Source organism: Streptomyces sp. NPDC002754 (assembly GCF_053592315.1).
The window spans coordinates 56009-69613 of sequence record NZ_JBSFVM010000019.1; the positions used below are offsets into that span (position 1 = coordinate 56009).

Annotated in this window: 14 protein-coding genes; 3 read left to right on the forward strand and 11 right to left on the reverse strand. The window is 71.7% G+C overall.

The window, feature by feature from the left end:
• Positions 1 to 47 precede the first annotated feature (47 nt).
• A complete protein-coding gene (locus ACWD2L_RS28945; RefSeq protein ID WP_351345073.1) occupies positions 48 to 731 on the reverse strand; it encodes a hypothetical protein in 684 nt (227 codons plus the stop codon).
• 1 nt (position 732) lies between these two features.
• On the reverse strand, positions 733 to 1287 hold the full coding sequence (locus ACWD2L_RS28950) for a sigma-70 family RNA polymerase sigma factor (RefSeq protein WP_451192212.1): 555 nt from the start codon (positions 1285 to 1287) through the stop codon (positions 733 to 735).
• Positions 1288 to 1491: 204 nt separating this feature from the next.
• Here ACWD2L_RS28950 and ACWD2L_RS28955 point away from each other — a divergent pair, with 204 nt between their 5' ends.
• On the forward strand, positions 1492 to 2511 hold the full coding sequence (locus ACWD2L_RS28955; RefSeq protein ID WP_351345076.1) for an aspartate-semialdehyde dehydrogenase: 1020 nt from the start codon (positions 1492 to 1494) through the stop codon (positions 2509 to 2511).
• Between the two features lie 60 nt (positions 2512 to 2571).
• On the opposite strand, the gene ACWD2L_RS28960 is transcribed toward ACWD2L_RS28955, so the two are convergent.
• Together ACWD2L_RS28960 and ACWD2L_RS28965 are read right to left on the reverse strand one after the other, a co-directional pair.
• Entirely contained in the window at positions 2572 to 2817 is a 246-nt protein-coding gene (locus ACWD2L_RS28960) for a hypothetical protein (protein ID WP_351345078.1), read from the reverse strand.
• A 40-nt stretch (positions 2818 to 2857) separates the two neighbouring features.
• Entirely contained in the window at positions 2858 to 3361 is a 504-nt protein-coding gene (locus ACWD2L_RS28965) for a DUF1203 domain-containing protein (RefSeq protein ID WP_351345081.1), read from the reverse strand.
• Positions 3362 to 3495: 134 nt separating this feature from the next.
• On the opposite strand from ACWD2L_RS28965, the gene pepN reads away from it, so the two are divergent.
• On the forward strand, positions 3496 to 6108 hold the full coding sequence (pepN, locus tag ACWD2L_RS28970; protein ID WP_351345084.1) for an aminopeptidase N: 2613 nt from the start codon (positions 3496 to 3498) through the stop codon (positions 6106 to 6108).
• Between the two features lie 144 nt (positions 6109 to 6252).
• On the opposite strand, the gene alc is transcribed toward pepN, so the two are convergent.
• The gene (gene alc, locus ACWD2L_RS28975) at positions 6253 to 7386 is read right to left on the reverse strand and encodes an allantoicase (protein ID WP_351339623.1); all 1134 of its coding nucleotides are present in this window, start codon (positions 7384 to 7386) and stop codon (positions 6253 to 6255) included.
• Between the two features lie 103 nt (positions 7387 to 7489).
• On the reverse strand, positions 7490 to 8404 hold the full coding sequence (locus tag ACWD2L_RS28980) for a LysR family transcriptional regulator (protein WP_351339625.1): 915 nt from the start codon (positions 8402 to 8404) through the stop codon (positions 7490 to 7492).
• Positions 8405 to 8448: 44 nt separating this feature from the next.
• On the opposite strand from ACWD2L_RS28980, the gene ACWD2L_RS28985 reads away from it, so the two are divergent.
• A complete protein-coding gene (locus ACWD2L_RS28985; RefSeq protein ID WP_351339628.1) occupies positions 8449 to 8922 on the forward strand; it encodes a GNAT family N-acetyltransferase in 474 nt (157 codons plus the stop codon).
• 6 nt (positions 8923 to 8928) lie between these two features.
• On the opposite strand, the gene ACWD2L_RS28990 is transcribed toward ACWD2L_RS28985, so the two are convergent.
• From ACWD2L_RS28990 to ACWD2L_RS29010, 5 genes are all read right to left on the reverse strand, one after another.
• Positions 8929 to 9891 carry an arsenic resistance protein gene (locus ACWD2L_RS28990; RefSeq protein WP_351339723.1) on the reverse strand — a complete coding sequence of 321 codons (963 nt, stop codon included), beginning with the start codon at positions 9889 to 9891 and terminating at the stop codon, positions 8929 to 8931.
• 162 nt (positions 9892 to 10053) lie between these two features.
• Positions 10054 to 11055, reverse strand: a complete 1002-nt coding sequence (locus ACWD2L_RS28995; RefSeq protein WP_351339630.1) for an alpha/beta fold hydrolase — start codon at positions 11053 to 11055, stop codon at positions 10054 to 10056.
• A gap of 48 nt (positions 11056 to 11103) precedes the next feature.
• Positions 11104 to 12078 carry a DMT family transporter gene (locus ACWD2L_RS29000; protein ID WP_351339633.1) on the reverse strand — a complete coding sequence of 325 codons (975 nt, stop codon included), beginning with the start codon at positions 12076 to 12078 and terminating at the stop codon, positions 11104 to 11106.
• Positions 12079 to 12200: 122 nt separating this feature from the next.
• Positions 12201 to 12845 (reverse strand): response regulator transcription factor, encoded by a 645-nt coding sequence (locus tag ACWD2L_RS29005; RefSeq protein WP_351339635.1) that lies wholly within the window; start codon positions 12843 to 12845, stop codon positions 12201 to 12203.
• A complete protein-coding gene (locus tag ACWD2L_RS29010) occupies positions 12809 to 13594 on the reverse strand; it encodes a sensor histidine kinase (RefSeq protein WP_351339637.1) in 786 nt (261 codons plus the stop codon). The genes ACWD2L_RS29005 and ACWD2L_RS29010 overlap by 37 nt, the downstream gene beginning before the upstream one ends.
• Positions 13595 to 13605: the final 11 nt, after the last annotated feature.

The following is a 13605-nucleotide window of genomic DNA, read 5'->3' on the forward strand; positions in this document are numbered from 1 at the left end:
AGGGGGCCGGGGCGGAGCCCCGAGGCCGTAACGCCGACGCGGCCCGGCTACTCGCAGGTCAAGCCCCGGGCCCCCGGCCCCGCCCGCGCGATGTCCTCCCGGGCGGCAGCCACCTCATGGTGGCCTGTCGTCCACTCCTCCCGGTCGCCCGGCCGCGTCGGGACCCGGATCAGCGTGTACGTGCCGGGCTTCAGGTCACGGTGGGCGGAGGCGTCCAGCATCACCGCGATCGTGGGGTGCTCCCGCACCGAACGCTCCGGCCGGTAGTAGCGCGAGACGTCGAGGACGACGCGTACGTCGCCGTCCTCGTGCGGCGTGACACTGGTCACCCGGCCCTCCACCAGCACCCGCGAACACGCGATACGCATCGCGGGCGAGGACGCGGCCTTGCCGCCGCCCTGGGCCGCCGCCTTGTCGCTCCCCGAATCCGCGTCACCGCCCCCGCCCGGCGCGCTCACCCCCAGCCACACGAGCCCCCCGAACAGGGACGCCGCACACGCCACGGCGAGCCCGCCGAACGCGAGCCGCAGCGGACGGCGACGTGAACGTACGGGCACAGGCACAGGCACCGGCTCCCGGCGGGACGCCAGCGCGTCCCCGAGGCCCCGCACCTGCTCCCGCAGCAGCGCGACATCCGCCACGACCGCCGCCACGGCGGGGTCGTCCTCCGGCAGCGGCTCCCCGGTCACGGCCGCCATCAGCAGCCGGTCCTCCGACTCGGCGTCGTTCACGTCACACCACCTCCCCTTCGCGCAGCCGCACCCGCAGCATCCGCACCGCCGTGTGCAGGCGGCTCTTGACGGTGCCCTCGGGCACGCCCAGTTCCGCCGCGATGTCCCGCACGGGCAGATCCGCGTAGAAGCGGAGCACGACCACCTGCCGCTGCTCGTCCGGGAGTTGGTCGAGGCCCTGGGCCACGGCCATCGACAGGACACGCGTGTCGGCCGCGTCCCCCGCGTGCTCCTGGCGCAGCGCGGCGAGCCGTTCGCCGAGGCGTTCCTGGCGGCGCCGCGCCCGGTGCCAGTCCATGGCGAGGTTCGAGGCGACGACCGCCGCCCAGGCCGAGACGTCGCGCGGCGCCTCCTGGCCCTTCGCGGTCCGCTCCAGCAACCGGAGGCGCACCTGCTGCACACCGTCCGGCAGATCCGCGTACGGCATGCCGCCGAGCGACAGCACGGCGCGCACCCGGTCCTCGACGGCCGCGTCGATGGGGTCTCCCCTGCTCGAGCGGGTTCGAGAGCTTGGGGAAGGGGCGTCCGGCCGACCCCTCGGTTTTCTGCGCAGCACTGCGCCTCCCCTCCCCGCGTACGCCCTACGACGCCGTGGGTACCGGAAACGTTCACGCGGAGCGCTTGAAACTGTGGCCAGCGCCATACCGTCCCGGAACGCGGACAATGGATTGGACAAGCCGGGCGTGGACAGACGCATCATGGACACACCCGTGAGGCCGGACGGCCGGTAGCGCGGAAACACGAAAGCACGGAGGACCCTGTGAAGGTCGGAATCGTCGGAGCCACCGGCATGGTCGGCACGGTCATGCGCAAGATCCTTGTCGAGCGGGCCTTCCCGATCGACGAGCTGCGCCTGTTCGCGTCGGCTCGCAGCGCTGGCAAGGTGCTGGACGGCGTGACGATCGAGGACGCGTCGACGGCCGACTACAGCGGGCTCGACATCGTGCTGTTCTCCGCGGGCGGCGCCACGTCCAAGGCCCTCGCCGAGAAGGTCGCCGCGCAGGGCCCCGTCGTGATCGACAACTCCTCGGCCTGGCGCAAGGACCCCGAGGTCCCGCTCGTCGTCTCCGAGGTGAACCCGCACGCGGTCGCGGACCGCCCCAAGGGCATCATCGCGAACCCGAACTGCACGACGATGGCCGCGATGCCGGTGCTGAAGCCGCTGCACGCGGAGGCGGGCCTGGAGGCCCTGACCGTCGCCACGTACCAGGCGGTGTCCGGCTCAGGGCTCGCGGGCGTGGCCGAGCTGCACGGTCAGGCGCAGAAGGTGGTCGCGGAGGCCGACAAGCTGACGCACGACGGCGAGGCGGTCGACTTCCCCGAGCCGGACGTGTACGCCCGTCCCATCGCGTTCAACGTGCTGCCGATGGCCGGCTCGGTCGTCGACGACGGTCTGAACGAGACGGACGAGGAGCAGAAGCTCCGCAACGAGTCCCGCAAGATCCTGGAGATCCCGGAGCTGAAGGTCTCGGGCACCTGTGTCCGCGTCCCGGTCTTCTCCGGCCACTCCCTCCAGGTCAACGCCCGCTTCGCCCGCCCGCTCAGCCCGGCGCGCGCCGCGGAGCTGCTCGCGAAGGCGGAGGGCGTCGAGCTGTCCGACATCCCGACGCCGCTCCAGGCGGCCGGCAAGGACGCGTCGTACGTGGGCCGCATCCGCAACGACGAGACGCTGGAGAACGGCCTGGCCCTCTTCATCTCCAACGACAACCTCCGCAAGGGCGCCGCGCTGAACGCGGTGCAGATCGCGGAGCTGGTGGCCCAGGAGCTGTCGGCGAAGTAAGCAACCAGTCGTACGTCGCCGTAGGGGCGGTCACCGGATTCCGGTGGCCGCCCCTACGGTTCACTCGACGACGCCCATGAAGCGCTGGAGGGCCAGCAATTCGGCCTGGTCGGCCGGGTCGCCGGCCAAGCGCTCGGCCTCCGCCTTCGCCTGCTCGATCAGCTGTTCCTCCGTCACGCGCGCACGAAGCAGGGCGACGGCGGCGTGGAGCGCGGCAGCCCGCGACGCGAGTCCGGCGGATGCCGCATACGCGTCGAGGAACGCCACGTCGTCCGCGGGCAGGTCCAGGGTGACCTTCACGTCCATGGGAACGAGCATGCCGGGGACGGCTGGCCGGCGCGGCCGATCAGGGGCGATCCACCGCAAAGTGGTAACAGCCGTACTCCAGCGCCCGTACGTGTGCCTGCACCACCCGAGGGTCCGCGAACGCCTCGTCGAAGGCAGCCTCGAAGCCGGCTGTCGCGTCCTCCGGGATCTCCAGGAGCGCGCCCCCGACGATGTGGCCGCGGGCGTCGTAGCGCCGCACGGTGCGGCGGGCGCCGGGGCGGTCGAAGGGGTAACGGTCACCGGTCGCACAGCCACCGCAGCCCTCGGCGTGGAGGAAGACCGGGCCCTGTTCGTCGTACGCGCCGGGGGTCGCGCCCGTCTCGGCCGCCCAGCGGCGCAGGGGTGCGTACGAGACGAGGGCGATGCGCTCGCCCTCCCGGATCGGCCGGAGGCAGCAGCGCAGCGGGGAGCCCGCGTCCGCGGGGGTCGCGGTGTACGGGGCACAGGGGCGGCCCGCGTCGTCGACCTCGCGGAGTTCCTTGAGGGCGTTCGGGTCGATGGGACGTGCGATGTACCTGGTCATGCACTCCACGGTCGCGCCCGGCGGGCCTGTTCACCGGCGGGAAACGGACATCGCCTTCGCGTACCCCGCGTGGAAGGATGGCCGGAAACGTCACATATCCAAGAACGCAGACCGCTTAACTAGGAGATGACCGCGTGCCTGGCACCAATCTGACCCGTGAAGAGGCGCAGCAGCGGGCGAAGCTGCTCACCGTTGACTCGTACGAGATCGATCTCGACCTCTCGGGCGCGCAGGAGGGCGGCACGTTCCGGTCGGCGACCACCGTGCGCTTCGACAGCGCGGAGGCGGGCGCCGAGACGTTCATCGATCTCATCGCCGACGCCGTTCATGAAGTGGTGCTCAACGGCCGGTCGCTGGACGTCGCCGCCGTGTTCCGCGACTCGCGGATCGCGCTGAAGCGCCTCGAATCGGGGCCGAACGAGCTGAAGGTCGTCGCCGACTGCGCGTACACGAACACGGGCGAGGGGCTGCACCGGTTCATCGACCCGGTCGACCAACAGGCGTACCTCTACACGCAGTTCGAGGTGCCGGACGCCCGCCGCGTGTTCGCGTCGTTCGAGCAGCCGGACCTCAAGGGCACCTTCCGGTTCACGGTCCAGGCGCCGAGCGGGTGGACGGTCATCTCCAACTCCCCCACCCCGGAGCCGAAGGACGACGTCTGGGCCTTCGAGCCGACGCCGCGCATGTCGACGTACATCACGGCGCTGATCGTCGGCCCGTACCACTCGGTGCACTCCTCGTACGAGAACCCGGAGACGGGCCAGTCCGTCCCGCTCGGCATTTACTGCCGGCCGTCCCTCGCCGAGTTCCTCGACTCGGACGCGATCTTCGAGGTGACACGGCAGGGCTTCGACTGGTTCCAGGAGAAGTTCGACTACGCGTACCCCTTCGCCAAGTACGACCAGCTCTTCGTGCCCGAGTTCAACGCCGGTGCCATGGAGAACGCGGGCGCGGTGACCTTCCGCGACCAGTACGTGTTCCGGTCCAAGGTGACCGACGCCGCGTACGAGGCGCGGGCCGCGACGATCCTGCACGAGCTGGCCCACATGTGGTTCGGCGACCTCGTCACCATGGAGTGGTGGAACGACCTGTGGCTGAACGAGTCGTTCGCGACGTTCGCCGAGGCCGCCTGCCAGGCGTACGCGCCGGGCTCCAAGTGGCCGCACTCGTGGACGACGTTCGCCAACCAGATGAAGACGTGGGCGTACCGGCAGGACCAACTGCCGTCCACGCACCCGATCATGGCGGACATCAGCGACCTCGACGACGTGCTCGTCAACTTCGACGGCATCACGTACGCGAAGGGCGCGAGCGTCCTGAAGCAGCTCGTCGCGTACGTCGGCATGGACGAGTTCTTCCAGGGCGTGCAGGCGTACTTCAAGCGGCACGCGTTCGGGAACACGCGGCTGAGCGATTTGCTCGGCGCCCTCGAGGAGACCAGCGGGCGTGACCTGAAGTCCTGGTCGAAGGCGTGGCTGGAGACGGCCGGCATCAACGTCCTGCGCCCGGAGATCGAGACGGACGCGAACGGTGTCATCACCTCGTTCGCCGTCCGCCAGGAGGCGCCCGCGCTGCCCGAGGGCGCCAAGGGCGAGGCGACGCTGCGCCCGCACCGCATCGCGATCGGCTTCTACGACCTCGACGACGAAGTGGGGTCTCCCCTGCTCGAGCGAAGCCGAGAGCTTGGGGAAGGCAAGCTGCTGCGCGGCGAGCGCGTCGAACTCGACGTCACCGCAACGGAGTTGACGCAGGTACCGGACCTCGTCGGCAAGCGCCGCCCGGCCGTGGTCCTGCTCAACGACGACGACCTGTCGTACGCGAAGGTCCGCCTCGACGAGGAGTCCCTGGCCTTCGTCACGCGGCACCTCGGCGACTTCGAGGCCTCACTGCCGCGCGCGCTGTGCTGGGCCTCCGCCTGGGACATGACGCGCGACGCAGAGCTGTCGGCGAGCGCGTACCTGGACCTGGTGCTCAGCGGCGTGGGCAAGGAGTCCGACATCGGCGTCGTGCAGTCGCTGCACCGCCAGGTGAAGCTCGCCGTCGACCTGTACGCGGCGCCCGCCCACCGCGACGCACTGCTGACCCGCTGGACCGAGGCGGCGCTCACCCACCTGCGGACGTCGGAAGCGGGCAGCGACCACCAGCTGGCATGGGCCCGCGCGTTCGCCGCCAGCGCCCGCACGCCGCAGCAACTCGACCTCCTGGCAGGCCTGTTGGAGGGCACCGCGTCGATCGAGGGCCTTGCCGTCGACACCGAGCTGCGCTGGGCTTTCGTGCAGCGGCTCGCGGCGGTCGGACGCTACGACGAGGCGGAGATCGACGGCGAGTACGAGCGGGACAGGACGGCGGCCGGTGAGCGGCACGCGGCCAGTGCCCGTGCCGCCCGGCCGACCTCGGAGGCCAAGGCGGAGGCGTGGGCCTCGGTCGTCGACAGCGACAAGCTGCCGAACGCGGTGCAGGAGGCGGTGATCGGCGGCTTCGTCCAGACCGACCAGCGCGAGCTGCTCGCGCCGTACACGGAGAAGTACTTCGCGGCGCTGAAGTCCGTCTGGGACTCCCGCTCGCACGAGATGGCGCAGCAGATCGCGATCGGCCTGTACCCGGCGATCCAGGTCTCGCAGGAGACGCTGGCCGCCACCGACGCGTGGCTGGCCTCGGCCGAGCCGAGCGCGGCGCTGCGCAGGCTCGTGTCCGAGTCGCGGGCGGGCGTCGAGCGTGCGCTGAAGGCGCAGGCGGCGGACGCGTAGTTGCCGCTGCGGAACGGGGAGGGGTTCCGGTCACTGGTGACCGGAACCCCTCCCCGTTCATGTGCGCTGCGCGCGGTTCGTTGCGTGGAGAGATCGCGTCGCGGCTCTCAGTTGGGTGGGGGGTTTGCGCAGTTCCCCGCGACCCTAAAAGCGGTCGCGGAGGGTCGTGCGGCCCTGGTCCGTCAGTGAACCGTGCACGCGCATCCGGGCCACGCCGCCGTCGGGGAACGCGTCGAGGCGTACGTGGGTGGCCACGACCTCCTCCGGAAGCGGGAAACGGTGCAGGGTGTCGGGCTGGAGCTGGGTGCGGGGGATGATCTCGAACCACTCGCCGGTCTCGCCGTCCCGGCCGCTCAGCGCGATCCAGCCGGCCGAGTTGCCCTTCAGATACGCCGTGTCGATCTCCACGGCGCGGATCGTGCCCTGCGCCGCGAGGCGGAAGCGGACCCAGTCGTTGGTGCCGCGGACGCGGCGACGGCGGTTCTCCCAGCCGTCGTCCATCTTCTGCGACGTGCCCGGCAGGATGATCTGCGTCGGCGACGAGTAGAACTTGTCGGACGCGTCCTCGTAGGAACCGCCGTTGAGCACCGACGCCAGGTCGAACGTGCCGAGCAGGTCGAGCCACTCGGGGTCGGGGACGACCTCGCCGTGCACGCGCAGGCGGGCGATGCCGCCGTCGGGGTGCTGGCAGACGCGGACGTGCGTGTAGCGGCTCTCGCTCGTGATGGTGAAAGCGTTCGCCGCGTGGCCCTTGACCTGGCTCTTCGGGACGATCTCCTCCCACTTCACGTCGTCGGCGAGCAGCTCGGCGGGGCCGGGCGAGCCGGGCACGTTCGCGGCCTGGATGCTCACCTTCTGCGGGTAGTTGCCGCGGAAGTGGGCGGTGTCGACGATCACGCCGCGTATGACGCCGGGCGCGCCGAGCCGCACGAGCGCCCAGTCGTGCTCCTCGGGCGCCGGGAACGGGGAGTCCGCAGTCCCCCTGCGCCTGCGGGTCTCCCAGCCGTCCATGACCTTGCCCTTGTGCCCGAAGTGCTCCGGGTCGAACACCGCACGGTGGCGCAGCAGCAGGTTCTCGCGCATCGCGAAGAACTCGTCGTTCGCGGCGATGACACCGCCGCCGAGCCGCCGGTCGGCGAGGTCCACGAGATCGGTGAACGTGTCGGCGTCACCGAAGGTGCGGTAGTCCGCGTACGGGTCGCCGCCTCCGTAGGGGGCGGCGTCGTTGGCGTGCGGGTCCTGGTCCTGGGCGTCCTGGGCGGGTGTCGTCTGGGTCATGGACCCACTCTCGCGCGCGACAAGCCAAAGGTCCATCGAAAGTTTTCGAGGTGGCATTTCAGTTTTACTGAAAGGTCCACTTGTCGGGAGACCGGGGAGCGGCTCACTGAACGGTCAGCGCCTCCAGGACGCGCCGCACCGCCGTCCCCTCCTCCGAGCCCTTCCGTACGGCCGCCACCACATGCCGTACGGGACGGTCCGCGCCGAGCGGGCACATCACGACGCCGTCCCGGCGCGCCGCCGCCATCCGCGGTACAAGGGCGACCCCCATCCCGGCCTCCACCATGGCGAGGATCGCGGTCCACCCCGCCGCGCTGTGCGCCTGCTCCGGCACGAAACCGGCGGCCTCGCACGCGGCCGTCGTGATCTCCGACCAGGGCCCGGACCCGCCGAAGATCCACGGCTCACCGGCGAGGTCGGCGAGCCGCAGGCCCGGCTCGCCGGCCAGCGGATGCCCCACCGGAAGCGCGACGTCCAGCGGGTCGGCGAGCAGCGGCACCCGTGTGAACTTGGGGTCGCGGGGCGTCGGCGCGTGCGCGGCGAGCGACAGGGCGAGGTCCACGTCGCCGGTGGCGAGCAGTTCGTACGCCAGCCCGGCCTCCGCCTCCCGCACCCGGACGGTGATGCCGGGGTGCGCGGAGCGCAGCTGCCGCACGGCGGGCACCACGAGCGCGGGCACGGCGGTGGAGAACGCGGCGACCCGCACCGTCCCCGTCTCGCCGTGCGCCCACTGCGCCAACTCGGCGTCGGCGCGCTCCAGTTGGGCGAAGACGACCTCCGCGTGCCGCAGGACGAGCTGCGCGGCGTCGGTAAGGCGCACCCGCCGCCCCTGCGCCTCCAGGAGCGGCACGCCGAGCTGCTTGGCGAGGTTGGTGAGCTGCTGCGAGACGGCGGACGGCGTCATGAGCAGCGTCTGCGCGGTGGCGGTGACGGTGCCGCACTCCCGCAGGGTGCGCAGGATCACCAGCTTCTTCACGTCCCACCGGTCGGTCCCCGGCACTCGCTTCTCGCTGCTCATACGCCACAACGTATCCGCTCGCGCGGCGGTCCTACGCTGACCTCATGGCACCCACGGCACACCTCCGCCCGGCCCGCCCCGACGAGGCGGGCCGGCTGTCGGCCCTCGCGCTGCGCTCCAAGGCCCACTGGGGTTACGACGACGCGTTCATGGCGGCGTGTGTGGAGGAGCTGACGCTGCACCCTTCCGAGGTCGTGCGCCGCCGCACGACGGTCGCCGAGGCCACCGATGGCGGCTCCGGCCGGCTCCTCGGCCTGGTCACGCTCGAAGGGGCGCCGCCGGTGGGTGAGCTGGGCCTGATGTTCGTGGACCCCGACGCGATCGGGCTCGGGGTGGGCCGGCTGCTCTTCGACCACATGCAGGACACGGCGCGCGAGGCCGGGTTCAGAGCGGTGAGCTGGGCGGCGGACCCGAACGCGGTGCCGTTCTACGAGGCGATGGGCGGGCGGCACACGGGCGTGATCCCGTCGGGCTCGATCCCGGGGCGCACGCTTCCTTTGATGGAGTTGCGGCTGTGACGGCGCTCAGGCGAGCAGCCGCGGGACCGCCCTCACGTAGACCACCATGCCGACGACCTCGACCAGCGTCTGCGTGACGACGACCACCGCGGCGACGGCCAGCGGGTCCGGCAGGGACAGGGCGAGGGGCAGGACGACGAGGGAGTTGCGGGTGGCGCCGGTGAACACGACCGCCCGGCCGGAGGGCACGTCGAGCCGGAACAGGCGGGCCACGGCGCGCCCCGCGAACGCCATCACCAGCAGGAACAGCACGTAGAACGGCACGACGCGCAGCACGTCCCCGACGTTGTCGTCCAGCTTGGGGATCTGGGAGGCGACGACGGTCAGCAGGGTGGCGGCCATGAGCGGCACCATCGCCGTGCCGATGGCGTCGGAGGCGCGCTGCCCGGCGGGGCGGCGGGCGGCCCAGGCCTGCGTGAGCCAGGCGAGGGCGAGCGGCACGACGATCAGCGTGAGGAAGGCCCGGACGAAGGGCCCGGCCTCCACGACGTCGCTCAGGCCCGACCCCATGAACAGGTAGAGGTAGCCGGGCAGCAGCACCATCTGCGCGAGCAGCAACAGGGGTGTGGCCGCGAGCAGCCGTTGGCTCGCGGCGCCCGCGAGTCCGCTGAAGACGATCACGTAGTCGACGCACGGGCAGAGCAGCACGAGCAGCACACCGAGGCGCACCGCGTGGTCGTCGGGCAGGAACGTGAACATGGCGGCGACGACGAGTGGGACGACGAGGAAGTTGACGCTGAGTGCGGCGCCCAGGAAGCGGCCGGAGCGCAGTGACCGGAGCAGTTCCCTGGCGGGGACCTGGAGGAAGGTGACGTAGAGGAGGGCGGCGAGGACGGGGTTGATGACGTGTTCGAGACCGGGGCCTGCACCCGGGGCGGCGAGGCCGACCACGGCGCCGGCCGCCAAGGCGCCGAGATAGACGCCTACTTGCCGCCGCTCCATGGCCTCGCCCACCTGGGCCCCACGCATCGCACTCACGCCCCGACGGTACCCCTCCGACCTGCACGAACCCCCACCCCGCCCCTTCCCGAAAGTCCTGCCGGACGGGCCTGCTCAATCGCCGCAGGGGCTCCAATGGAGCCCCGTACTTGTGACGAGAGCCCGCGGGGTCCGGGGCGGAGCCCCGAGGCGTCAACCCCGGGGCAGCGCGCGCAGCCACTCCACCAACAGCTCGTTGACCTCCGCGGGACGCTCCTGCTGGAGCCAGTGCCCCGCCCCGTCCAGAACATGGGAACCCACAAGCCCCGGCAACGTCTCCGGATACGCCGCAATCGCCTCCGCGAGCCAGACCGTGGACGCATCCGCCCCACCCCCGATGAACAACGACGGCTGCCCGATCGCCGCCCCGTCGTACGCCGCCAGATCCTCCCAGTCCCGATCCATGTTCCGGTACCGATTCAGCGCCCCCCGCACCCCCGTACGCTCGAACTCCCCCGCATACACGTCGAGTTCGGCCTCACCCAGCCACCCCGGCCGCTCCCCCGGGAACCGGTCCCGCATACGCCCACCGCCCCGCGCGATGAAGTGCGGGTCGGCCGCGCCCGCCCCCGGCATCGTGTCGCCGGAGAGCGCCGCGTAGATCCCGCCCAGCCACCCCCGCACATCCGGTTCGATCTCCGCCTCCGCCCGCCCCGGCTCCTGGAAGTACGAAACGTAGAACTCCTCCGCCCCGCCGCCCATCCCGGCGAACACCTCACTGGGCCGCGGCCCGCCCCGCGGCGCGTACGGCACGCTCAGCAGGCCGACCGCCCGGAAGACCTCCGGATGGACCAGCGCCGACGTGGCCGCGATGTTCGCGCCCCAGTCGTGCCCGATCACGACCGCCGATTCCTCGCCGAGGGCCCGCACCACCGCGACGTTGTCCTCGACGAGCTCCAGCATCCGGTACGCGGCGATGTCGTCGGGCCGCGAGGACCGCCCGTACCCGCGTACGTCGATGGCGACCGTCCGGTATCCGGCGGCGGCGATCGCCGGGAGCTGGCGGCGCCACGAGTACCAGGACTCGGGGAACCCGTGCAGGAGCAGGACGAGCGGGCCCGTCCCCTGCTCCACGAGGTGGATGCGGCCGGCCGGCGACGGCACGAGGCGGTGGATCGGTTCGGGCAGGTCGGGCAGAACGGGCAGGTGGGGCATCGCTTCCTCCGGCTCCTGGGAATTCCGTGTCACCCTTCGATCCTGCCGCTACACCCGCCGGGACCTCCGCTTTGTTGCCGCTTCGGCAAACCGCGGCGCCCCGACCGACGCCAGCACCACCCCGCCCAGGATCAGCGCCATGCACCCCACCTGCGCCCACCCCATCGACTCCCCGAGGACGACGTACGACAGCACCGCCACGCACACCGGCTGCAGGTAGTACACGACGCCCGCCCGCGCCGCGCCCACCAGCGCGATCGCCTTGTTCCACGCGAAGAAGGCGACCGCCGATGACACCACGCCCACGTACAGCAGCGGCAGCGCCGTTCCCGCCCGCACCTCGAAGCCGCCCTGCACCGCCACGCTCGCCGCGTACACGGGCAGCAGCATCAGCGCGCCGAGCACGAACGTCGCGAACAGGAAGGCCACACCGCCGAGTTCGCGCGGCTTGCGGCGCAGCAGCGCGCTGTACGAGCCGAAGCACACGGCCGCCACGACCACCCACAGGTCGCCGGGCGCGAAGTCGGGCGTCAGGGAGCCCTTGCTCACCAAAAGCACAACTCCCGCACAGGCGACCAGAGTTCCGGCCACCCGACGCGGCCCGAGCCGCGCCCCGCCGAGCCGCTCGTACACCGCCATGAGCACCGGCGACGCGGCCATGATCATGCCCATGTTGCCGGCGGAGGTCGTCAGCCCCGCCTGGTTGACGAGCGTGTTGTAGACCGCGATGCCGAGCAGCGAAGCCAGCGCCACGAACCCCAAGTGCCGCCGCAGCAAGGCCCGTTCACGCCACGCGGCCCGCGCCCCGAACGGCGCCACCGCCACGATCGCCACCACCCAGCGCCAGAACGCGTGCTGGATCGGCGGCACGCTGTCGTGCAGCCCGCGCGCGGTGACGAAGCTGCCGGACCAGACGACCGTGGCGAGCACGGCGAGCGCGAGCCCGACACCGAGCCCGCCGGCCGCGCGGCCCGCCGCCGCGCTCGGCTCCACCGGTCTACGGGTACGGTCCAGGACTGCCATCAGGGTCGGACCTCTCGCGATCGGGGTCTGTTACCCCGTTACCGTCGCAGCGCCCCACCCATCACGTCCATCGAAACTTTGCGTCGATTACTTTAAGCACAAGTGAACATACTGACCATGTGCTATCCCTCCAGATACGCGAGCACCGCCAGCACCCGCCGGTTGTCGCTCTCCCCCGGATACAGGCCGAGCTTCGTGAAGATGTTGCCGATGTGCTTGGTGACGGCCTTCTCCGTGACGACCAGTGCCTCGGCCACCCCCGCGTTCGACCTGCCCTGCGCGAGCAGCGCGAGCACCTCGCGCTCGCGGCCGGTCAGGGAGCCGATCCGCTGGTCGCGGACCTTGCGGGCCAGCAGCTTCGACACCACCTCGGGGTCCATCACCGTGCCGCCGCCCGCCACCTGGTGGATGGTGCGCAGGAACTCGGCACCGTTCGTGACCCGGTCCTTCAGTACATAGCCAACCGCTCCCGCGCCGTCCGCCAGCAACTCCCGCGCGTACAGCGGCTCCACGTACTGGGAGAGCAGCAACACCGGTAGTCCCGGGATCTGTTCGCGGGCGGCCAGTGCCGCGCGCAGGCCCTCGTCGCTGAAGTCCGGCGGCAGCCGCACGTCGACGATCGCGACGTCCGGCCGCTCGGCGACGAGCGCCTTGCGCAGCTCGAGGCCGTTGTCCACGGCGGCGACGACCTCGTGGCCGTACGCCGCCAGGAGCCGCACGAGACCGTCCCTCAGCAGGAAGTGGTCTTCGGCGACGACAACGCGCACGGCACCTCCATGGAGATCTGGGTCGGCCCACCGGCCGGGCTGTTGACGGCGAGGACGCCGTCGAAGGTGGCGAGTCGCCGCTCGATTCCGGCGAGGCCGCTGCCCAGGGCCGGGTCCGCACCGCCGCGGCCGTCGTCGATGACGCCGACGCGCAGGGCCCCGGTCCCCGCGTCGTAGGCGATGTCGATCCACAGCCGCTCGGCCTCCGCGTGCTTGGCCGCGTTGGTGACCGTCTCGGCGATCGCGAAGTAGACCGCCGATTCGACCGGCGCTTCCAGGCGGGCCGGGAGCTCGACCGTGACCTCCGCCGCCAGCGGGCTGAGCAGCGCCAACGACCTTACGGCGTCCGCGAGTCCGCGGTCGGCGAGGACCGGCGGGTGGATGCCGCGGACCAGGTCGCGCAGCTCCTGGAGCGCCGCGGACGAGGAGGCGCGGGCCTCGACGAGGAGCGCCCTGACGGCCTCCGGGTCGTCGCCCAGGCGGTGCTCCGCGGCGTCCAGGGTCATGCCCATCGCGACGAGCCGGGCCTGCGCTCCGTCGTGCAGGTCCCGCTCGATGCGGCGCAGTTCGGCGGCCGAGGTGTCCACGGCGTCGGTGCGGGTCGCGGACAGATGGGCTATGCGGGCGGCCATCAGCTCCTGCTCGGTCGGGGAGAGCGTGGCGCGGACGAAGCGGGCGTGGCGGTCGACCGTGCAGGGGGCGAGCCACAGTCCGGTCTTGCCGACGACGAGGCCGAGCAGGCCCGCCATCAGGCCCGTCG